Raw genomic sequence first — 21002 nt, 5'->3', positions numbered from 1 at the left:
GAGACCATCATGAGATCCAAAACCCTGCTTCTGTCTGCCGCATTGCCCGCGCTGATTGCCGCTTCGGCGATGCCGGCTTCGGCGGAAACGCTGAAGACCGTTGCCTCCTTCACTGTGCTTGCCGACGTCGTCAAACAGGTCGGCGGCGATCATGTCACAGTGACCAGCCTGGTCGGCCCGAACGGCGACCCCCATGAATTCGAGCCGTCGCCGGCCGATGCCAAGCATCTGAAGGCAGCGCAGGTCACCTTCGTCAGTGGCGAGGGCCTGGAAGGCTGGATGGACCGGCTGATCACCGCCTCTGGCTACAAGGGTACGCCGGTGACCGTCTCCGAAGGTATCGACACCCGCACCATGGAAGAGGACGGCAAGACCGTGACCGATCCGCATGTGTGGAACAGCCCGGTCAACGTGAAGATCTGGGTAAAGAACATCGAAAAGGCGCTGTCGGATGCCGATCCTGCCGATGCCGCAGCCTTCAAGGCCAACGCCGAGCGCTACACCAAGACGCTGGACGAGCTGAACAGCTATGCGCATGCGAAGTTCGACGCGATGCCTGAAGACCGGCGCAAGGTGCTCACCAGCCACGACGCCTTCGGCTATTTCGGCCGCGAATACAAGGTGAGCTTCCTGGCACCGCTCGGCGTCTCCACCGAAACAGAAGCGTCGGCCGCCGACGTTGCCAAGCTGATCGAACAGATCAAGACCGAGCATGTGAAGACGTATTTCTTCGAGAACTCCAACGATCCGCGTCTCGTCAAGCAGGTGGCCAAGGCAACCGGCGCAGAGCCGGGCGGCGAGCTCTATGTCGAGTCTCTTTCCGACGCCAAGGGACCGGCTCCGACCTACGAGAAGATGTTCCGGTACAATGTCGACCAGATCACCGCGGCGATCGCAAAGTCGAGCTGAGCAGCTTGGGCCGCGGAGCAATCCGCGGCCTTTCCTTTCAGATATTCAGATCGAAGACCAGCAGGCCGCCAAGGCCGCCGTCGACGGATTCGACGATGCGCTGGCCGACCGTCACATGCTCCGGATGGACGAGATAGGCATCGCGCGCCTCCGGGCTCTCGAATGTCACGGCAAAGCCATCGACGAAGCCGCCATGCAGCCCTTCGGGCGAGACGTTCGGCCCATGCTGGATGTCGATGATGCCGGGGATGACCTGCTTCAGCGCCACGACCGATTCGAACAGAGCCTGCTTCTCTTCGGCCGTCATCGCGGCCTTCAGCCGCAAGAATACGCAATGCAGGATCATATGGTGGCCTCCCTGTTTTCGTTGCGGCCAGAATAGTGGGAAAGCCACCGAGGGCAACCCCGTGCGGCACAAAGGCCAGCCATAGTCCCCCGCTCGCAGATGAACGGCATAAAAACACGCCAGGCGGGCGCCAAAACGGCCCGCTCCATCGCTGGATACATTTATTAGCGATAGCTTGTTAACCATGGCCGGGGGGCGCAAAATGCGGCCCCGGCGGGGACGGGGCTTCCTGCCGCAGGGAGGACATCATGGACGACTTGAACCTCACGACCCTGCAACGGGGCCAAACCAGGGTGAAGGGCAGTACCATAGAGGCGTTCGCCGCCGCATTGCGCGGGCGGCTGATCACCAAGGACGATGCCGACTACGACGAGGCGCGGACGATCTGGAACAACATGATCGACCGGCGTCCGGCAATGATCGTGCGCTGTGCCGGTGCTGGTGATGCCGTCAAGGCGGTGCGTTTTGCGCGCGACAACGGCCTGCTTCTGGCGATCCGCGGCGGCGGCCACAACATTGCCGGCAATGCGATCTGCGATGGCGGCGTCGTCATCGACCTGTCGGCGATGCGATCCGTCTGGGTCGATCCCGCGACGCGGCGCATGCGGGTGGAGCCCGGTGCGACACTGGCCGATGTCGATGCGGAGACGCAGGCCTTCGGGCTTGTTCTGCCGACCGGCATCAACTCCACGACAGGCATTGCCGGGCTGACGCTCGGCGGCGGTTTCGGCTGGACGACCCGGAAATTCGGGCTGACGCTCGACAATCTGATCTCGGTGGATGTCGTGACCGCGGCAGGCGAACTGAAACGCGTCAGCGAAAAGGAAGAGCCGGAGCTGTTCTGGGCGCTGCGCGGTGGCGGCGGCAATTTCGGCGTGGTCACCTCGTTCGAATTCCGGCTGCACGATCTGCCCGGAGAGGTGCTGGCGGGGCTCGTCGTCCATCCTTTCGCCGATGCGGAGATGGTGCTCAGGCAATATCGCCAACAGTTGGAAACGGCGCCTGACGAACTGACCTGCTGGGCCGTGATGCGCAAGGCGCCGCCGTTGCCGTTCCTGCCTGCCGAGTGGCATGGCAAGGAGGTGCTGGTGCTTGCCATGTGCTATTGCGGCAATCTGCAGGCCGGTGAGACGGCGACCGCCGGGTTGCGGTCGATCGGCAAGCCGATTGCCGATGTCGTTGGACCGGCGCCGTTCGCCGCCTGGCAGCAGGCCTTCGATCCGCTTCTGACGCCCGGAGCGCGCAATTACTGGAAGAGCCAGGATTTTGCGCGGCTTTCCGATCCTGCCATCTCCGTGCTGCTCGATGCTGTGCGTAAGCTGCCGGGGCCGGAATGCGAGATCTTCATCGGCCATGTCGGCGGCGCGGCGGGACGGATCGGCCACGAGGCCACGGCCTTCCCGCAGCGCAGCTCGCATTTCGTGATGAACGTCCATGCGCGCTGGCGGGAAAAGGCGATGGACCAGGCCTGTATCGGATGGGCAAAGGGCCTGTTCGAGGCAACGCGGCCGCATGCGATCGGCACGGCCTATATCAATTTCATGCCAGAAGACGAGGCCGATCGCGTGGAAGCGGCTTATGGCATGAACTACCGGCGTCTTGCGGAAATCAAGAGACGCTATGATCCGCAGAATCTCTTCCGGATGAACCAGAATGTGAAACCTCTGGCGGAGATGCGGGCGGCCAGCTGAGGCGCGCTGGCGGCAGGTGCGCCCGAAACACACGGCTGGCGGCCGCGAACCGCCAGCCGCTTAAGCTTTGGGTAGCGCGAAGGGCCAGTCGATCAAACCTCCGGCATAAAGTGCCCACCAGACGAGCACAGGCTGAAAGGCAAGCCTCGGCACATGGTAAAGCCAGGCGTAGATGCTTGCGTCCACCGCCGACAACCCATCGATCGCATGCTTGATATTGGCTGGGTAGACGCAGACCGCGTAGGCGGCGAGCGCAATGCCCGCGGCAGCGCGATAGGGCGACGACAGCAGGCCGGCGGCGCCCGCGACCTCGCACGCGCCCGTCACGAAAATCACAGAGGCTGGAAACGGCACCAGGGCTGGCATGATCCGCAGAAATGGCCCCGGCAGCAGCATGTGCAGGATACCGGCGATCAGATAGATCGCCGACAGCACGACACGCCACCAGAATCTGGGTTCCAGGGATGGCTCAAGCCAGGTTCCTGCATGCACAGCCGTCTCATCCTCGGATCGTCGCTCAATAAAGGTCGATACGAAGGCCAGCGGCTTCTGGATGTGTCCGTTTGGAACACGGCCGTTTCAGGCGTTTAAGTTTGACGCATGATTTTCTTGTGTAGCCATCGCTAAGTTAAACCCGTTGAAAGGAAAAAGCCTTAGAAATGCGGGGATTGGCGCGTCTGGGTTCACTTGTACTGTATGAATACAACCTGGCAAATACTAACGGGCAATCTTGCCATCGTTGCATTGGTGATCTCGGTCTGGGCTCACATCTATTTCCGATTCCGTCAGCTCAGCGACCTCAATACCAAGCTCGCCTTCGGCGCCGTCATGGGGGCCGGGACGATGGCCTCGATGATGATGTCGGTGCCGCTGAGCAACGGCGTGTTCATAGACCTGCGTTATTCGCTGGTGGCGATATCGGCGCTGTTTGGCGGCGCACCTTCGGCCATTCTGACGATCCCCATGGCCGTCGCCTTCCGGCTCTACATGGGTGGGGCGGGCGCGGTTGACGGAGTGATCAGCATTGCATGCGCCGGTGCGGTCTCGCTGACGTTGCGCATATTGCAGAAGCGCCGCAAGGCGAAGCTCAGCGATATCTTCATCCTTGGTGCCACCGTCTCGCTGACGCTGCTGGCGACGATGCTGATCCTGCCCAATCAGGTCAGCGCCATGACGCTGCAGCTCGTCGGCATTCCCGCCATCGTGCTGAATTTCGGTGCTATCGCCGTTGCCGGAGCGCTGCTCCTGCAGTTCGAGAACATGGCGCAGGACCGTGACCTGCTGACCGCGGCGCTGACGCAGACGCCGGATTTCCAATACGTCAAGAACCGCGATAGCGTGTTCGTCGTGGTCAATCGCAATGTCGCCGAGCACCACCATTTCAGCTCGCCGGAAGCGATGATTGGCACCACGGATTTCCACATCGCCACACAACGCCGCGCCGAAGTGCTGTTTGCCGAAGAGCAGGACTTGATGCGCCGGGGCGAAGCGCAGATCAACAAGATCGAATCCCTGATGCAGGGCGAGCGCGAACACTGGTTCCGCACCTCGAAAGTGCCGCTGCGCGACCGCGACGGCGTCATCATCGGGCTTGCCGGCGTCACCCGCGACATTACAGAGGAGCGCCGCATCGAGCGGGAGCTGCGCGACAACCGCAACATGTTGTCGCACGCGATGTCCGGCATGTCGGACGGGTTTGCGATGTATGATCCGCAGGGCAAGCTTGTTTATGCCAACCCGCAATATTCCAACCTCTTCCCGCTCTCAGGCGTCGTGCGCGTCGCCGGTTACAATATCCGCGATATCCTGCGGAAGGCCATCGAGACGCAGGAGCGCCGCAACTTTCCCATTGCCGTCGATGAGCAATGGATCGAGACAGCAGCCCGCGACCTGCATCGCGACAAGGACGAGGAAATCGATCTCTATGACGGCCGCTGGCTGAGCCTGCGTACGCGCATGACTGCTGATGGCATGGCGCTTGTCGTCGTCTCCGACGTGACCGCCATGAAACAGGCAGAGCATTCGCTGCGCGCCGTTGCCGACCGGATGAAGAGCCTCGCCGAAACCGACGGCCTGACGGGCATCGTCAATCGCCGCGCCTTCGACGAAGCCCTGGCGCTCGCGCTCGCCCGCAGTGTTCGCGAGCGCACGCCGCTCAGCCTGCTGATGATCGATGTCGACCGCTTCAAGGCCTATAACGACACCTACGGGCATCTGGCCGGTGACGAATGCCTGAAGGCGGTGACCGACTGCCTGCGCAAGGCGGCGCGGCGCGACACCGATATCGTTGCCCGTTTCGGCGGCGAAGAGTTCGTAGTGCTGATGCCGGAGGCCGACGAGGCCGATGCCTGCCGTGTCGCCGGACAATTCCGCGACGCGCTGCACGCGCTGAACCTGCCGCATACTGGCAGCGAATTCGCCCGGGTGACGGCGAGTGTCGGCGTTGCCGTCAAGCAGAGCCGCGGCCGGGCGATCACACCCTCAGAATTCATGCAGCATGCCGATGAGGCGCTGTATGACGCCAAGCGCAGTGGCCGCGACCGGATATCGATCTGGGAATCGGCGAGCAACGCTAGGGCGGTGAACGGCTAGGCTATTTCCAGCATCAAGGCGCAGTGATCGGAGACTTCGGGCGTGCTGACGACCTCGAAACGGGTGACCTCGACATCTGCCGAGACCAGCATGTAGTCAGCAAACTTCCCCTCTTTCGGATAGAGAGACGTTCGCGTGCCCTGAAAGCCGCGGGAGGTCACGAGATCGGTGAGGCCCAGCCTGCCGAGGATCTCGAAGGTGGCGCTTTCGGGCAGGACATTGAAGTCGCCGCAGACGATGAGCGGATCGCCCGGCCGGTGGATGCTGCCGATCAGCGCCACCAGCGCTTCGGCCTGTGCGATCCTTTCAGGCGTGTCGCCCTTGCCCGCCATGTCGCGCAGGCCGTGAAGCTGCGCGATGGTCACGGTGCGGCCCGTGGCATAGTCGAAGAGCCTGAAGACATGGGCGTTGCGCGCACGCGGATGGGCGCCGTATCCATCTGGCGAGAAACTGCCATGGACGAAATCCGCCGCCTGGCCGGTGATCGCCAAGGCGTGGTGGATGAAGGTGGCAAGGCCGAATTCCGAGGTGACGGCGCGATCGCCATCGAACAGCTCGCCGCGCGTCGCCGGGGCGAAAAAGCCGTCATGCTCAGGAAGAACGGCCTTCAGATCATCGAAGAGATTGGGACGCTGCGGCAGGATGTGGCTGCCGTCGCGATATTCCAGCCAGTCCGCCGTGACACCTGACGAGCGGGTGATTTCCTGCAGGCAGAGCACATCCGCACCCGCGGTGGCGAGATACTCGATCAGCGGCTGGTAGATCTTGCCGCCCCAGGCATTCAACGATATGATCCGCACGATGCCTCCCCCGCCCGGCCAAGCCTATTTCTTCTTGTAGGGGGCCATGCCCATGCGCGCCAATTCGTCGGCGCGTTCGTTTTCCGGGTGGCCGGCATGGCCCTTGACCCAGTGCCACTTGACCTTGTGGCGCTGGTTGGCGGCATCGAGTGCCTGCCACAGCTCGCCATTCTTCACCGGTTTCTTGTCGGCGGTCTTCCAGCCGTTCTTCTTCCAGCCGAAGATCCACTTGGAGATGCCGTCCATGACGTATTTGCTGTCGGTGTGGAGATCGACTTCGCAGGCGCTGTTCAGCGCCGAAAGCGCCGAGATCGCCGCCAGCAACTCCATACGGTTGTTGGTGGTCTCGGCTTCGCCGCCCGACAGTTCCTTCTCGACCTCGCCATAACGCAGGATCGCACCCCAGCCGCCGGGACCGGGATTGCCCGAGCAGGCGCCATCGGTGAAGATATCGACATGTTTCATGCGGAAAGCCCGTATTCTGCGGCAGACTTGATCTGGCGGTGGAAGCGCAGCTTGCGCAGGTATTCGAGCGGATCCTTCTTGGTGACCATGGCGCCTTCGGGCGTCGTCAGCCAGTCGTAGAGGCGGGTCAGGAAGAAGCGCAGCGCCGAGCCGCGCGACAGGATCGGCAGCGCCGCACGTTCGGCTTCGCTCAGCGGGCGGACACTCTGGTAGCCCTCCAGCATCGCCGTGCCCTTGGTGATGTTGTAGGCGCCGTCCTTTTCGAAGCACCAGGCATTGAGGATGATCGAGACGTCATAGGCCAGCAGGTCGTTGCAGGCGAAATAGAAGTCGATCAGGCCCGAAAGCTGATCGCCGAGGAAGAAGACGTTGTCGGGGAAGAGATCAGCGTGGATGACGCCTGACGGCAGCTCCCGCGGCCAGTGGGCGGAGAGGAAATCCATCTCGCCGCGCACCTCAGCCGACAGCCCCTTTTCCACCTCGTCAGCGCGGGCCTCCGACTTGTCCCAAAGAACCTTCCAGCCATCGATCGACAACGCATTCGGGCGCTTCAACTCGAAGCCTTCGCCGGCGATGTGCATCTGCGCCAAGGCCTTGCCGACCTCGCGGCAGTGTTTGGCTTCTGGCTTGCGCAGCCACATGCCTTCGAGGAAGGAGATCAGCGCCGCGGGGCGCTCCGACAGATGGCCAAGCAGCGCGCCATCCTTGCGCGGCAATGGCAGCGGGCAGGACAGGCCGCCGGCGGAGAGATGCTGCATCAGCCCGAGGAAGAACGGCAGATCGTTCTTTTCGACGCGCTTCTCATAGAGCGTCAGAATCAACGGATCCTTCGTGGTGTGCAGCAGGAAATTCGAATTCTCGACGCCCTCGGCGATCCCCTTGTAGGAGAGCAGCTCGCCAGCATCATATTCCGTCAGGAACCACTTCAGATCGTCTTCGGAGATATCGGTGTAAACGGCCAAGGTGGGGTCTCGTTTCGGGTTGGGTGGTCGCTCGGAGATGATACCCCCCTCTGCCCTGCCGGGCATCTCCCCCTCAAGGGGGGAGATCGGCAGATGGTCAGGGTTTCCCCAAACAATTGATGTCGAGCGAGCGATTTCTCCCAGCTGATCTCCCCCCTTGAGGGGGAGATGTCCGGCAGGACAGAGGGGGGTATCACGCCCTCCGACAGAACACTACCCATTCACAAACGCCATATCCGCCGCCGTCAGCTCGATATTGCGCAGCTCGCGATTGACGAGGAAATGCTCGTTTTCCTGCACCGTCTCGGCAAGCTCGACCTGCGCATCGAAACGGGCGCGGAAGGCCTCGATGATTTCGTTGACGATGACTTCGGGGGCCGAAGCGCCGGCGGAGAGGCCGAGCGTCGAGATGTGGCCGATGTCGTCCCAGTTGAGCTCGGAGGCGCGCTGCACGAGGATCGACTTCTTCGCCCCTGCCCTCAGCGCCACTTCGACGAGGCGCTTGGAGTTCGAAGAATTCGGGGCGCCGACGATGATGAAGAGGTCGCAGCCGGGGGCCGCCTGCTTCACCACTTCCTGGCGGTTCGTCGTGGCGTAGCAGATCGAATCGGCAGCAGGTGCAGTCAGGTTCGGGAAGCGCTGCTGCAGCCTTGCGATTACGCCAGCGGTATCGTCGACCGAGAGCGTCGTCTGCGTTACGTAACCGAGATTATCGGGATCGGCGGGCTCGTAGGTGTCGGCGTCCTCGACGGTCTCGATCAGCGAGACCGAGCCTTCGGGCAGCTGGCCCATCGTGCCGATGACCTCGGGGTGTCCGGCATGGCCGATGAGGACGACATGGCGGCCGAGGCGGTTGTGGCGCATCGCCTGCTTGTGGACCTTGGAGACCAGCGGACATGTGGCATCGAGATAGAATAGGTTGCGACTGTTGGCATCCTCGGGGACCGACTTCGGAACGCCATGCGCCGAAAACACCACCGGCTGGGCGCGATGCTCCTCCGGGATCTCGTTCAACTCCTCGACGAAGACGGCGCCCTTGGCTTCCAGGCCCTCGACGACGTAGCGGTTGTGAACGATCTCGTGACGGACGTAGACAGGTGCGCCGTAGGATTTCAGCGCCAGAACGACGATCTGGATGGCACGGTCGACGCCGGCGCAGAAGCCGCGCGGCCCGCAAAGCCTGATCGTCAGAGGAGGTTTCGCTGCTATGTTCATCTTGCGTCCGGTATCCATCGTCTCGGGTGTCTAGCCCAATATAGGAAGGAATTGAAGCGATACTATTGCGCCGGTGCGTTGCTGCTGCGCTTGCGGAACCAGGAAACGCCGACGATGCCGACGAGCACTGCCGCCAGACCATACCAAGTGAAGGCATATTCGAGGTGGTTGTTCGGCAGATCGATTTCGGTGACGCCGCCGATCGGCATGCCCTTCGGGTTCGGCGTCGAGTCCGCATCGACGAAGAAGGGCACGACTTTCGCCGGGTCGAAACCGTCGCTCGACGTCATCGCGTCGATGTCCTTCCAATAGAAGACATTCTTGGCGAGATCGTTTTCGGGCACGACCCAGGACGGCTTGCCGGGCAAGCGATTGCGGGCAAGACCGGTGACGGTCTGCTGGCCGGTCAGCTGGCCCTGCATACGCATCTCCGGCTCCTTGTTCTCATAGGGAACGAAGCCGCGATTGACGAAGAGATAGCGCCCGTCGGCCAATTCCAGCGGGGTATAGACGTAGAAGCCGGTCTGGCCGCGCCAGGTGGCGAAGAAGTGCCGTTCCTTGTTGTTGACGTAGCGGCCGCTGACGGTGACCGGACGGTATTCGATATCGGTGCCACCGGCGTGCATCGCCTCGATGGCGGAGAGCTCGACGGGGGCCGAGGTTCGGCGCGAAGCGATGTCGGCGAGAAGGCCTTCCTTCCAGTGCAGCCGCTCGACCTGCCAGGTGCCGAGCGAAATCAGGATGGCGAGCGCAATCAGCACCACGATGCCGGTGAAAACAGGCAGCTTGCGGCGCGTGGCCGGAATGTTCATGTCAGTCACTCAGGCGTCCTTCGCGGGCATTGTGGCGGTATTGCATGGCGATCAGGATGCCCTTGCACCAGCGCAGGGTCAGCAGCGACAAGATGATCGTCAACGGACCGAAGAGCAGGATATGCAGCCAGATCGGCGGCGAATAGTTGACCTCCAGCCAGAGCACCGAGCCGATGACGATGAAGCCGACGATGAGGATGACGAAGACAGCCGGGCCATCGCCCGAATCAGCAAATGCATAATCCAGCCCGCAGGCGGCGCATCGCGGCTTCAGCGACAGCATGCCATCGAACAGCTTGCCGTTGCCGCAGCGCGGGCAGCAGCCGTTGATGCCGGTCTTCACCGGATCGACCGGTGGAAAAAGAGCTGTGTCTTCTTTCATACCCATTCCCGATAGCGGCGATCTCACCTAAAGCCGCCTTAACTCTCCCATAGAGTATCCGCAGGACGAAGGGAAATACCTGCGCGATTTCGCCTCAGCGATTCGCGCCAAACAGAAGAAGAAGACGCATGGACAACGACAACACCGCCGCGCAGATCGTCATTTTGAACGGCGCGCCGCGCAGCGGCAAAACCACGATCGCGAGGGCGATCCAGCAGCAATTCGACGGCCCCTGGATGAATCTCGGGGTCGACGGCTACAATGCGATGACGCCGGCCGAGTATCTGCCGGGCATCGGCCTCAGGCCCGGCGGCGAGCGTCCCGATCTCGAGGAACTGGTGCCGTTTTTCTATGCGGCGCTCTACGAATCGATCGCCATCCATGCCGGGCTCGGGCTCAATGTCGTCGCCGATCTCGGCCATCACGACGCCTACTCGCAGCCGCTCGGCATCCTGGCCGATTGCGCGAGGCGTCTCGAAGGCTTTCCGGTGCTGTTCGTCGGCGTGCGCTGTCCGCTCGACGTCATCATGAAGCGGCGGGAGATCGACGAGCCCGGCCGCGAAGAACTCTATGCCAAGGCGACGGCCGAAACAGCGGTTCCCGAAGCCGTGCGCCGCTGGCAGGAAGAGGTTCACAAGCCCGGCATATACGATCTCGAACTCGATACCTCGGTGCTGACACCCTATGAATGCGCCGAGGCGATCCGCCATCAGCTCGATATCGGCATTCCCGAACCTTCCGCCTTCGAGCGAATCTCCGGGGTGCGGTAGAGCAAAGAAAAAGGCGGGCGCCAATGGCACCCGCCTTTTCAATATCAGCCTTTCGACCGGATCAGCCGTGGGCGACCGGTGCGCCCCATCCACCCCAGATGTAGATGGAGAAGAACAGGAACAGCCAGACGACGTCCACGAAGTGCCAGTACCAGGCAGCCGCCTCGAAGCCGAAATGCTGCTTCGGCGTGAAGTCGCCGCGGATGGCGCGGATCAGGCAGACGACCAGGAAGATCGTGCCGACCAGAACGTGGAAGCCATGGAAGCCGGTCGCCATGAAGAAGGTCGCGCCGTAGATCGACGCCTTGAAGGCGAACGGAGCGTGGGCGTATTCGTAGGCCTGGACGCAGGAGAACAGGATGCCGAGCAGAACGGTGAGCGTCAGACCCTGAATGAGGCCCTTGCGGTCGTTGTGCAGCAGCGCGTGGTGCGCCCAGGTGACCGTCGTGCCCGAGAGAAGCAGGATGACGGTGTTGTAGATCGGCAGGTGCCAGGGATCGAGAACCTCGATGCCCTTCGGCGGCCATACGCCACCGGTGAAGGCGAGGCGCGAGGCCTGAATGGCTTCATGCGGATAGAGGCTGGCGTCGAAATAGGCCCAGAACCAGGCAACGAAGAACATCACTTCGGAAGCGATGAACATGATCATGCCGTAGCGAAGGTGCAGCGAGACGACGCGGGTATGCGCGCCCTCATGAGCTTCCTTCACGGTATCGGCCCACCAGCCGTACATGACGTAGAGGATCAGCGCGAGACCGATGAAGAACAGCCACGGATGCGCCCATTCGATGCCGAACAGGTGCAGCGATCCGCCGTTGATGTAGCGCATGAATCCGACGCCACCGAAGGTGATGATGAACGCGCCGATCGAGGCGAGCAGCGGCCACGGGCTCGGATCAATAATATGGTAGTCGTGGTTTTTCTGATGCGCGTCGGCCATCTTGTATCCCCGGATCTCTTCCTCGCTCGTTCCCGGCATAGCCGGAAACGGACCTCAATCAAAGTTTCTTTTCAACCTTCTCCGCTCCACCCTCATTCGAAGCCACCGGCTTCGGTCCCTCTTTCGGGTAGAACGTATAGGATAGCGTGACCGTGTGAATGTCTTTCGATTCCACGGCCTTGGTAATTTCCGGATCGATGTAGAACACCACCGGCATTTCAAGCTTTTCGCCCGGCTTCAGATCCGTCTCGGTGAAGCAGAAGCACTGGACCTTGTTGAAATAGGCCCCGGCTTCGCCCGGCGTGACGTTGAACACCGCCTGGCCGCGCTGGGTTTCGTTCGAGCGGTTCTCGGCAACGAAATTGACCTGGATCGTCTCGCCGATGCGCGGGTTGACTTCGCGCTGGACCGGCTTGAATTCCCAGAACAGGCCGGGAGCGACATTGGCATCGAATGTGACGCGCATCTTGCGGTCGAGGATCACGGTCGATGCCTGCTCAACGCGCTGCGTCGTGCCGTTATAGCCGGTGATCTGGCAGAACATGCGGTAGAGCGGAACGGCGGCATAGCTCATCGCGCCCATGCCGACGACGAAGCTCAGGCACATCATGACGACGGCGCCGTTATTGCGGCCCTTCTTCGTCGGCGCGTCCACGGTTTCGCTCATTCGCTCAGCCTCCGTGTCCGGTGAACTTGACGATGGTGATCGCATAGAACAGCACGCAAAGACCGGCCAGCACGAGGCCGAGCGCGACGTTACGATTGCGGCGCGACTTGCGCTGCGCTTCGGTCAATTTGACGGTTTCGATCAAATCAAACCTCCTGCGTGGAACACCAGGATAGAGGCCACGCGATCGAACATGAGAGCAGAGAAGATGGCAAACAGATAGAAGATCGAGAAAGCGAACAGCTTCTTTGCCGGGATCATCTTCAGATCGCCATCCGGCATCCGCCAGACGGCGATGGAACAGCTTATGAAGATTGCGCCAAGCAGAGTGGCGACTAGGCCGTAGCCGAAGCTGGCAAAGCCGAGCAAGGACGGGACGACGCCGCAGACGGCTGTCAGGACCGCATAGGCAACGATCTGATGCTTGGTGGTGCGCTCGCCTGAGACATTCGGCAACATAGGCACGCCGACGGATTCGTAATCGTGCATCTTGAAGAGCGCGAGAGCCCAGAAATGCGCAGGCGTCCATAGGAAAATGATCAGGAAGAGAACGGTGCTTTCGATGGTGACCGAATTGGTCACGCAGGCCCAGCCGATCATCGGCGGGAAAGCGCCTGCCGCGCCGCCGATGACGATGTTCTGCGGCGTCGAGCGCTTCAGCCACATCGTATAAACGACGGCATAGAAGAAAATGGTGAAGGCCAGGATCCCGGCCGAGAGCCAGTTGACGGCGAGGCCGAGGATCGAGACCGAGAAGCCCGAGAGCACGAGGCCGAAAGCCAGTGCTTCGCGCGGCTGGATGCGGCCCGCCGGGATCGGGCGCTGCGCGGTACGGGTCATGACAGCGTCGATATCGGCGTCATACCACATGTTCAGCGCACCCGACGCACCAGCACCGACAGCAATGCAAAGGATCGAGATGAGGCCGAGGATCGGATTGATGTGTCCGGGCGCCAGCACGAGACCGGCAAAGGCCGTGAAAACCACCAGCGACATGACGCGGGGCTTCAGAAGCTCGAAATAATCGCGTGCGCCTGCTTCCGACAGGCGGAAGTCGCCTTCGTTCGCAAGTGCCTCGTGATTGTCGATGACCGTCATTATTCCGTCCTGCTTACATTAAGGCCGGACGCCGCATCTTGGTGCGGCGTCCGGTATTCCAGCATCTTACTTGATGCGCGGAAGCTGTTCCCACTGGTGGTACGGCGGCGGCGAAGGCAGCTGCCATTCGAGCGTCGTTGCACCCTCACCCCACGGATTGTCACCAGCCAGGCGCTTCTTGGCGAAAGCTTCGAAGACACCGAAGAGGAAGATCAGAACCGCGAAGGCCGAGATGTAGGAGCCGATGGAGGACACGTAGTTCCAGCCGGCGAATGCATCCGGATAGTCGATGTAGCGGCGCGGCATGCCGGCGAGGCCGAGGAAATGCTGCGGGAAGAACACCAGGTTTACGCCGATGAACATGACCCAGAAGTGCAGGTTGCCGATCCACTCGCTGTACATGTAGCCCGACATTTTCGGGAACCAGTAGTACCAGGCAGCGAAGATGGCGAACACGGCGCCGAGCGACAGAACGTAGTGGAAGTGAGCCACGACGTAATAGGTGTCATGCAGCGAGCGGTCGAGACCGGCATTTGCCAGCTGAACGCCGGTGACGCCACCGACCGTGAACAGGAAGATGAAGCCGATTGCCCAGATCATCGGCGTGCGGAAGCTGATCGAGCCGCCCCACATCGTTGCGATCCAGGAGAAGATCTTCACGCCCGTCGGAACGGCGATGACCATCGTTGCGAACACGAAGTAGCGCTGCGCATCGAGCGACAGGCCGACCGTGTACATGTGGTGCGCCCAGACGACGAAGCCGACGGCACCGATCGCGACCATGGCGTAGGCCATGCCGAGGTAACCGAAAACCGGCTTCTTCGAGAAGGTCGAGATGATGTGGCTGACGATGCCGAAGCCCGGCAGAATCAGGATGTAGACTTCCGGGTGACCGAAGAACCAGAACAGGTGCTGGTAGAGGATCGGGTCGCCGCCGCCTTCAGGCGCGAAGAAGGACGTGCCGAAGTTGCGGTCGGTGAGCAGCATGGTGATGCCGCCTGCCAGAACCGGCAGCGAGAGCAACAGCAGGAAGGCAGTGATCAGAACGGCCCAGGCAAAGAGCGGCATCTTGTGCAGCGTCATGCCCGGAGCGCGCATGTTCAGGATCGTAGTGATGAAGTTGATCGCACCAAGGATCGACGACGCACCGGCGATATGCAGCGAGAAGATCGCCAGATCGACGGCCGGGCCAGGCTGGCCTGCGGTTGCGAGCGGCGGATACATCGTCCAGCCGCCACCAGCGCCGTAAGCACCGGCCGGGCCTTCGACGAACATCGACAGCACGAGCAGCAGGAAGGCCGGAACGATCAGCCAGAAGGAGATGTTGTTCAGACGCGGGAACGCCATATCAGGCGCACCGATCATGATCGGCACCATCCAGTTGGCGAAGCCGCCGATCATCGCCGGCATGACCATGAAGAAGATCATGATCAGGGCGTGAGCGGTGGTGAAGACGTTGAACATATGCTTGGCGCCGTCGATCGCGGCGTCGCCTTCGAAGCCGTAAACCATCGAGGCCAGACCGTGGAAGATCTGGATGCCAGGCTCCTGAAGCTCCATGCGCATGGCAACGGAGAGCGCGCCGCCGATGATGCCGGCGAAGATCGCGAAGATCAGGTAGAGCGTGCCGATGTCCTTGTGGTTCGTCGAGAAGAACCAGCGATTGACGAAGCTCGGCGTATGCGAGCGATTGTGATGGTCGTCATGTGCATGTGCGTCATGGCCATGCTGATCATGAGAATGATCGTGAGCGGAAGGTCCAGCCATTGTCCCGAGTCCCTTCTAGATTACTGAGCGTTTTCGGCGACATCGACGGTCTTCGGACCATCGGTTGCTGCCATGAGGCTTTTGTAGGCCCCGGGAAGATCGGAAGCGGCGGCCGTCAGCCACTGCTTGTACTTGTCTTCGGAAACGACACGGATCGCGATCGGCATGAACGCATGGTCCTTGCCGCAGAGCTCGGAACACTGGCCGTAGAACAGGCCTTCGCGCTCGGTCTTGAACCAGGTTTCATTGAGGCGGCCCGGAACAGCATCGATCTTGACGCCGAAGGACGGCATCGCGAAAGCGTGGATGACGTCGGTCGGAGCGGCGGTCACCAGAACGCGGACGGTCTTGCCGACAGGCAGGACGACTTCGTTGTCGACAGCGAGCAGGCGCGGATAGGTGGAGAGGTCGGTCTTGCCGGCAGCGGCACGATCCGGATCCTTCAGCAGGTAGGAATCGAAGGCCAGCGGATTGTCGCCAGTGCCTTCATATTCGTAATTCCACTGCCACTGGGTCGCGGTTGCCTTCAGCGTCACATCCGGATTTTCCGGCAGCGTCAGCTGGGCGGTCAGAAGGTTGAACGACGGAACAGCGAGGAAGAGAAGGATCAGAACCGGCCCCACGGTCCAGATGACTTCAATAACCGTGTTGTGGCTGGTCTTCGACGGCACCGGATTGGCGCTCGCACGGAACTTCCAACAGACAACGATGAGCAGGATCAGAACGAAGAGCGTGATCGGTACGATGAACCACAGCGTATATTGTTCGAACCAGCGGATTTCCCGCATAATCGGCGTCGCCGCCGGCTGCAGCGTTGCCTGCCACGGCATCGGCTGATCGGCATATGTGCCGGAAGCAAAAAGCAGACAGACCAGCGCGGTCAGAGCTGCATAAGCCTTCTTAATCACCTTAGTATCTCCCTCGAGCGCTTGACCTGCCATAAATCGAACGCAGAATCCTTGCCATCTTCTGCGCTTCAAACCACAGTTTGCCATGGACCGCAACTGGCCAAAGCAATTGTCTATGCGGCATTTTTGCGTAACGACAAATTCGCAAGCAGGCACAAAACATTACCGCCGATTTGCACCATCATACGGAAAAGCCTTACGCGGGCCAATCCAAAGCCCGAACATTCTTGCCGAAAGGTCCTATTTCTGCCGTAGTCCCCCGGTTTTCACGGGGCAGGTCTTTTCATTTTCGGCGACGGCCTTCAACAATACCGTCACCGATTCGAATCCAGAGGTTTTTATGGGTTTCCGTTCCCTTGCGCGGTCGCTTGCCGTGACCACCATACTTGCAGCAGCAGCGGCCACCCCCGTCTTCGCGCAGCAGCAGCCGGCCGCCAAGCCGCCTGCACAGGCCGAACCCGCGCCCCCGGCACCCGGACAGCAGCAGGCCGTTCCCGGCCAGAGCCAGCCGCAGGCACCGGGCACGGTGAAATCCAACCACGGCGCCTGGTCCGTCGTCTGCGACAAGCCGGCCGGCGCTTCGGCCGAGCAGTGCGCGCTGATGCAGAACGTGATCGCCGAAGACCGGCCGGAGGTCGGGCTTTCGGTCGTCGTACTGAAGACCGCCGACCGCAAGTCGAAGATCCTGCGCGTGCTGGCGCCTCTCGGCGTGCTGCTGCCGAACGGCCTCGGCCTCAATGTCGACGGCAAGGATATCGGCCGCGCCTATTTCGTCCGTTGCTTCGCCGATGGCTGCTACGCCGAAGTCGTGCTCGAGGACGAGCTGCTCAAGACCTTCCGCAGCGGCACCAGCGCCACCTTCATCGTCTTCCAGACGCCGGAAGAAGGCATCGGCATTCCTGTCGATCTGAAGGGCTTTGCCGAAGGCTACGACGCGCTTCCCTGATAAGGGCCTGATTGGGGCTTGCTCGAACACCCGTCCGGACCTACATCGGCTTGAAGCATTGCAGCTTTGAAGCGGAGCATACCATCATGAATACCGACCTCCTGACGCTCTTCGATGCCGACGAAGCGACGATGCGCAAGCTCGTGGCCGAAGCGCTCTCCGGCTCCGATGACGGCGAGCTCTACATCGAGCATGCGCAGGCGGAATCGCTGATGTTCGACAACGGCCGCCTCAAGGGCGGCAGCTTCAATACCGAGCAGGGTTTTGGCCTGCGCGCTGTAGCTGGCGAAGCGGTTGGTTATGCTCATGCCGGCGACCTCTCTGTTTCGGCGCTGAAGCGCGCTGCCGATGCCGTCGGTGCCGTTACCCGCGGCTATTCCGGCAGCTACGCCGCCGCCCCCCAGGGCACCAACAAGAAATTCTACAACGACGAGAATCCGATCGGCTCACCCTCCTTCGAAGAGAAGGTGAAGGTGCTGACCGATATCGACGCCTATCTGCGTGGCAAGGACGACAAGGTGCGGCAGGTGACGGCTTCGGTTGCCGCCAGCTGGCAGGTCGTCGACATCCTGCGTGCCGACGGCCACCGCGTCCGCGACATCCGGCCGATGACCCGCATCAACATCTCGGTCATGGTGGGCGAAGGCGACCGGCAGGAGAGCGGCTCCTACGGATCCGGCGGGCGCATCGGCTTCGGCGACTTCATCACCGAGGGCAGCTGGCAGACCGGCGCCGACGAGGCGCTGCGCCAGGCGCTGGTCAATCTCGAAGCCATCGAAGCGCCCGCAGGCACGATGGATGTGGTGCTCGGCTCCGGCTGGCCCGGCGTCATGCTGCATGAGGCTGTCGGCCACGGGCTGGAAGGCGATTTCAACAGGAAGAAGACCTCGGCCTTTGCCGGCCTGCTCGGCCAGATGGTCGCCGCTCCAGGCGTCACCGTCGTGGACGACGGCACGATCGACAACCGCCGCGGCTCGATCACCATCGACGACGAAGGCACGCCTTCGGCCTATAACGTGCTGATCGAGAACGGCAAGCTCGTCGGCTACATGCAGGACCGGCAGAATGCCCGGCTAATGGGCATGAAGGCGACAGGAAACGGGCGCCGCCAGGGCTATGCGCATGTGCCGATGCCGCGCATGACCAACACCTATATGCTCGGCGGCGACAAGACGCCCGACGAGATCATTTCCTCGGTCAAGAAGGGCATCTATGCCGTTTCCTTCGGCGGCGGCCAGGTGGATATCACTTCGGGCAAGTTCGTTTTCGGCTGCACCGAAGCCTACCTGATCGAAAACGGCAAGATCGGCGCGCCGATCAAGGGCGCGATGCTGATCGGCAATGGCCCTGACGCGATGAAACGCATCTCCATGGTCGGCAACGACATGAGGCTCGATACCGGCATCGGCAATTGCGGCAAGGCCGGACAATGGGTGCCCGTCGGCGTCGGCCAGCCGCACCTGCGTATGGACCAGGTTACCGTTGGCGGTACGCAAACCTAACAACCTCAGGAGACGGCGATGAGCGAGATCCTGATACGGCCCTTTGCCATCGCCGACATCGACGGCGTCTTCTCGGTGATCCTGCCGATCCAGCGGGATGAATTCGGCATCGCCATCACCGCCGACGACCAGCCGGATCTGGCAGTGATCCCCGACTTCTACCAGGCCCGCAAGGGGCAGTTCTGGGTCGCCGAACTCTACGGAACGATCGTCGGGACGCTCGGCCTCAAGGATATCGGCAATAACCAGACGGCGTTGCGCAAGATGTTCGTGGCGGCCCATGTACGCGGCCGCGAGCACAATGTCGCCGTCCGCCTGCTCGACGCGCTCCTTGCGCATGCCGGGGAGCATGAGATCACCGATATCTTCCTCGGCACCACTGACCGGTTCCTTGCCGCCCACCGGTTCTACGAAAAGAACGGGTTCAGCGAGATCAGCCGGAACGACCTCCCCCGCGCCTTCCCTGTCATGGGCGTCGACAGCAAGTTCTACCGGCGGGCACTCGGCAAGTAACCCCGCGCATTCACGGCCTAAACAGCCATTTCCGCTCGACGGAGGGTGCGAGGTCGATGCCGTTGTGGTGGGCAAAGAGGAGGATGTGGCCGAGGAGATCGGCGGTCTCGTCGGCGAGGTCCTGCTTCATCTCGGCGGATGTCCGGCCCTTGGCGCGTCCCCTCCCCGTCAGGCGGTTCCAGGCCTGGGTGAGTTCACCCATCTCTTCCTGAAGCTTGAGCAGAAACCAGTCGGGATCGCGCTCCACGCCGTTTGCCGTGGCATAGGCCTTTGAGGCCGCCTCGAATTTTTCGGCAAGATCAGACAGCATTTCGTTCTCCTTCCGTACTCATGAAAGAGAACCGTGATTCCTGGCTATTGTCCAGTCCGGATCAGCCGTTGCCGCCGACCATTACGCAGTCATAGGAGCGCTTCTTCAGGGCATCGCAGGCAGCGGCGGCGGCATCGCGGCTGCCGAAACCGGTGAAGCGGGCGCGGTAGACGGCGCTCGCGCCGGAGCCGACGGCCTGGGTCAGCGGCGAGGCGGATTTCAATGCCGCGCCGCCTTCAGTCTTGGCCTGCGCGAGCAGTGCCTGTGCGGCCTCGGCGCTTGGTGCCGCGGAGATCTGGATCTGCCAGCCGCTGGCCGACGCCTGCAGCTTGCCGCCCTTGCCCATCTTGTCGAGCGCGGCCGGACGGTCGAGCGGAACTGTGGTGCCGCTGTAGCCGAGTGCAAAGGGGATTGCCTCGGCATCGCCCTGGGCGCGCGGTGCGTTCACCGGAACCGGCAGATCGCCGTCATCCGCAGCGGAAGCGACTTCAACGGGCGCTGCCGGCTGCGGCTTGCTGCCGGCACTGGCAACCAGCTTGGCACCACCCGATGCGCGGTCGAGATACTTGTCGAGCAGTGCTGCCATCTGGGCATCGCGGCTGCGGGCCGTGCGGCCGCCGAGAACGACGCCGACGACGCGGCGGTTGCCATCGCGCACGGCGCTGACGAGATTGAAGCCGGAGGCATTGGTATAGCCGGTCTTGATGCCGTCCATGCCTTCGTAGCGGTACATGAGATTGTTGTGGCCGCGGATCGTCTTGCCGCGGAAATTGAAGGAAGCCACCGAGAAGAGCTGGTATTCCTTCGGGAAATTGCGGATCAGCGCCACGCCGAGGGTCGACATGTCGCGGGCCGTCGTTACCTGACGGGCGTCGGGAAGGCCCGAGGCGTTGTAGAAGGTGGTGCGGCTCATGCCGAGCTGCCGGGCCTTCTGCGTCATCATCCGGGCAAAGTTGCTCTCCGAACCGCCAAGCTTCTCGCCCATGGCAGCGGCAGCGTCGTTGGCCGACTTGACGATCATGCCATAGACCGCTTCGCGCACGGTGATCGTGCCGCCGGGGCGGACGCCGAGTTTCGTCGGCGGGCGGCTCGCGGCATATTTCGACATGACGATCTGGCTATCCCAGCTGAGCTTGCCGCGATTGATCGCTTCGAAGGCGAGATAGAGGGTCATCATCTTGGTCAGCGATGCCGGGTGATTCAGCACGTCGGCATTTTCAGAGGCGAGGACCTTGCCGGTGCGGGCATCGAGGATGAAAGAGGCGTTGCCGGCGATCGCCGCAACGGGTGCCGAAAAGGCAAGCGTCGCAGTCAAGAGTGTGGCCAACAGCCTGTTCATGGATTTCCCCTCTAGGTGCCACGCGCGCGCAGCATTGCCAAAATGTGTCCCGTTCTGTGACAGAAGCC

General features: G+C 61.9%; 23 protein-coding genes. 7 read left to right on the top strand and 16 right to left on the bottom strand.

What is annotated here, in order from left to right:
• Positions 1–9 precede the first annotated feature (9 nt).
• The gene (locus tag AC1DV9_RS15625; protein ID WP_477948907.1) at positions 10–909 is read left to right on the top strand and encodes a metal ABC transporter solute-binding protein, Zn/Mn family; all 900 of its coding nucleotides are present in this window, start codon (positions 10–12) and stop codon (positions 907–909) included.
• A 37-nt stretch (positions 910–946) separates the two neighbouring features.
• Here AC1DV9_RS15625 and AC1DV9_RS15620 read toward each other — a convergent pair whose 3' ends face one another.
• Positions 947–1255: a Dabb family protein gene (locus tag AC1DV9_RS15620; RefSeq protein ID WP_310291876.1), complete on the bottom strand. Its 309-nt coding sequence runs from the start codon at positions 1253–1255 to the stop codon at positions 947–949.
• Between the two features lie 248 nt (positions 1256–1503).
• Between AC1DV9_RS15620 and AC1DV9_RS15615 the strand changes: the two genes are divergently transcribed.
• Entirely contained in the window at positions 1504–2946 is a 1443-nt protein-coding gene (locus AC1DV9_RS15615) for an FAD-binding oxidoreductase (RefSeq protein ID WP_477948905.1), read from the top strand.
• Positions 2947–3006: 60 nt separating this feature from the next.
• On the opposite strand, the gene AC1DV9_RS15610 is transcribed toward AC1DV9_RS15615, so the two are convergent.
• On the bottom strand, positions 3007–3381 hold the full coding sequence (locus tag AC1DV9_RS15610; protein ID WP_477948904.1) for a DoxX family protein: 375 nt from the start codon (positions 3379–3381) through the stop codon (positions 3007–3009).
• Between the two features lie 261 nt (positions 3382–3642).
• Between AC1DV9_RS15610 and AC1DV9_RS15605 the strand changes: the two genes are divergently transcribed.
• Positions 3643–5538 carry a diguanylate cyclase gene (locus tag AC1DV9_RS15605; protein WP_477948902.1) on the top strand — a complete coding sequence of 632 codons (1896 nt, stop codon included), beginning with the start codon at positions 3643–3645 and terminating at the stop codon, positions 5536–5538.
• On the opposite strand, the gene AC1DV9_RS15600 is transcribed toward AC1DV9_RS15605, so the two are convergent.
• The 6 genes from AC1DV9_RS15600 to AC1DV9_RS15575 all read right to left on the bottom strand — a co-directional run bounded on the left by AC1DV9_RS15600 (position 5535) and on the right by AC1DV9_RS15575 (position 10174).
• Positions 5535–6338, bottom strand: a complete 804-nt coding sequence (locus AC1DV9_RS15600; protein WP_477948900.1) for an endonuclease/exonuclease/phosphatase family protein — start codon at positions 6336–6338, stop codon at positions 5535–5537. The two genes, AC1DV9_RS15605 and AC1DV9_RS15600, sit on opposite strands and share 4 nt — an antisense overlap.
• 24 nt (positions 6339–6362) lie before the next feature.
• A complete protein-coding gene (gene rnhA, locus AC1DV9_RS15595; RefSeq protein WP_112386446.1) occupies positions 6363–6803 on the bottom strand; it encodes a ribonuclease HI in 441 nt (146 codons plus the stop codon).
• Positions 6800–7765: a homoserine kinase gene (locus tag AC1DV9_RS15590; protein WP_477948898.1), complete on the bottom strand. Its 966-nt coding sequence runs from the start codon at positions 7763–7765 to the stop codon at positions 6800–6802. Before AC1DV9_RS15590 ends, rnhA begins: the two co-directional genes overlap by 4 nt.
• A gap of 213 nt (positions 7766–7978) precedes the next feature.
• A complete protein-coding gene (gene ispH / locus AC1DV9_RS15585) occupies positions 7979–8980 on the bottom strand; it encodes a 4-hydroxy-3-methylbut-2-enyl diphosphate reductase (RefSeq protein ID WP_477948896.1) in 1002 nt (333 codons plus the stop codon).
• A 62-nt stretch (positions 8981–9042) separates the two neighbouring features.
• Positions 9043–9792: an SURF1 family protein gene (locus AC1DV9_RS15580; protein WP_477949076.1), complete on the bottom strand. Its 750-nt coding sequence runs from the start codon at positions 9790–9792 to the stop codon at positions 9043–9045.
• Position 9793: 1 nt separating this feature from the next.
• Positions 9794–10174 (bottom strand): DUF983 domain-containing protein, encoded by a 381-nt coding sequence (locus AC1DV9_RS15575; RefSeq protein WP_477948894.1) that lies wholly within the window; start codon positions 10172–10174, stop codon positions 9794–9796.
• 128 nt (positions 10175–10302) lie between these two features.
• On the opposite strand from AC1DV9_RS15575, the gene AC1DV9_RS15570 reads away from it, so the two are divergent.
• Positions 10303–10944: a chloramphenicol phosphotransferase CPT family protein gene (locus AC1DV9_RS15570; protein ID WP_477948892.1), complete on the top strand. Its 642-nt coding sequence runs from the start codon at positions 10303–10305 to the stop codon at positions 10942–10944.
• 61 nt (positions 10945–11005) lie between these two features.
• Here AC1DV9_RS15570 and AC1DV9_RS15565 read toward each other — a convergent pair whose 3' ends face one another.
• From AC1DV9_RS15565 to coxB, 6 genes are all read right to left on the bottom strand, one after another.
• Positions 11006–11884, bottom strand: coding sequence for a cytochrome c oxidase subunit 3 (locus AC1DV9_RS15565; RefSeq protein WP_112537352.1), 879 nt, complete (start codon positions 11882–11884; stop codon positions 11006–11008).
• Between the two features lie 58 nt (positions 11885–11942).
• Positions 11943–12551, bottom strand: a complete 609-nt coding sequence (locus AC1DV9_RS15560; protein WP_112386450.1) for a cytochrome c oxidase assembly protein — start codon at positions 12549–12551, stop codon at positions 11943–11945.
• A gap of 4 nt (positions 12552–12555) precedes the next feature.
• Positions 12556–12696, bottom strand: coding sequence for a hypothetical protein (locus AC1DV9_RS15555; protein ID WP_162698648.1), 141 nt, complete (start codon positions 12694–12696; stop codon positions 12556–12558).
• On the bottom strand, positions 12693–13649 hold the full coding sequence (locus tag AC1DV9_RS15550; protein ID WP_310291898.1) for a heme o synthase: 957 nt from the start codon (positions 13647–13649) through the stop codon (positions 12693–12695). Before AC1DV9_RS15550 ends, AC1DV9_RS15555 begins: the two co-directional genes overlap by 4 nt.
• Before the next feature lie 66 nt (positions 13650–13715).
• Positions 13716–15416 (bottom strand): cytochrome c oxidase subunit I, encoded by a 1701-nt coding sequence (gene ctaD, locus AC1DV9_RS15545; protein WP_477948890.1) that lies wholly within the window; start codon positions 15414–15416, stop codon positions 13716–13718.
• 20 nt (positions 15417–15436) lie between these two features.
• Positions 15437–16324, bottom strand: a complete 888-nt coding sequence (gene coxB / locus AC1DV9_RS15540; protein WP_112386453.1) for a cytochrome c oxidase subunit II — start codon at positions 16322–16324, stop codon at positions 15437–15439.
• A 340-nt stretch (positions 16325–16664) separates the two neighbouring features.
• Between coxB and AC1DV9_RS15535 the strand changes: the two genes are divergently transcribed.
• The 3 genes from AC1DV9_RS15535 to AC1DV9_RS15525 all read left to right on the top strand — a co-directional run bounded on the left by AC1DV9_RS15535 (position 16665) and on the right by AC1DV9_RS15525 (position 19285).
• Positions 16665–17270 (top strand): invasion associated locus B family protein, encoded by a 606-nt coding sequence (locus tag AC1DV9_RS15535; protein WP_112386454.1) that lies wholly within the window; start codon positions 16665–16667, stop codon positions 17268–17270.
• A gap of 86 nt (positions 17271–17356) precedes the next feature.
• The gene (gene tldD, locus AC1DV9_RS15530) at positions 17357–18772 is read left to right on the top strand and encodes a metalloprotease TldD (protein WP_477948888.1); all 1416 of its coding nucleotides are present in this window, start codon (positions 17357–17359) and stop codon (positions 18770–18772) included.
• Between the two features lie 18 nt (positions 18773–18790).
• Positions 18791–19285 carry a GNAT family N-acetyltransferase gene (locus AC1DV9_RS15525; RefSeq protein WP_477948886.1) on the top strand — a complete coding sequence of 165 codons (495 nt, stop codon included), beginning with the start codon at positions 18791–18793 and terminating at the stop codon, positions 19283–19285.
• A gap of 10 nt (positions 19286–19295) precedes the next feature.
• Here AC1DV9_RS15525 and AC1DV9_RS15520 read toward each other — a convergent pair whose 3' ends face one another.
• Both AC1DV9_RS15520 and AC1DV9_RS15515 read right to left on the bottom strand, forming a co-directional pair.
• Positions 19296–19595 carry a pyrophosphohydrolase domain-containing protein gene (locus AC1DV9_RS15520; protein ID WP_112537162.1) on the bottom strand — a complete coding sequence of 100 codons (300 nt, stop codon included), beginning with the start codon at positions 19593–19595 and terminating at the stop codon, positions 19296–19298.
• Positions 19596–19656: 61 nt separating this feature from the next.
• The gene (locus AC1DV9_RS15515; protein ID WP_477948884.1) at positions 19657–20934 is read right to left on the bottom strand and encodes a D-alanyl-D-alanine carboxypeptidase family protein; all 1278 of its coding nucleotides are present in this window, start codon (positions 20932–20934) and stop codon (positions 19657–19659) included.
• Positions 20935–21002: the final 68 nt, after the last annotated feature.

The organism is Rhizobium sp. 01L410 (assembly GCF_056400165.1).
This window is presented reverse-complemented; position numbering and strand designations above follow the sequence as displayed.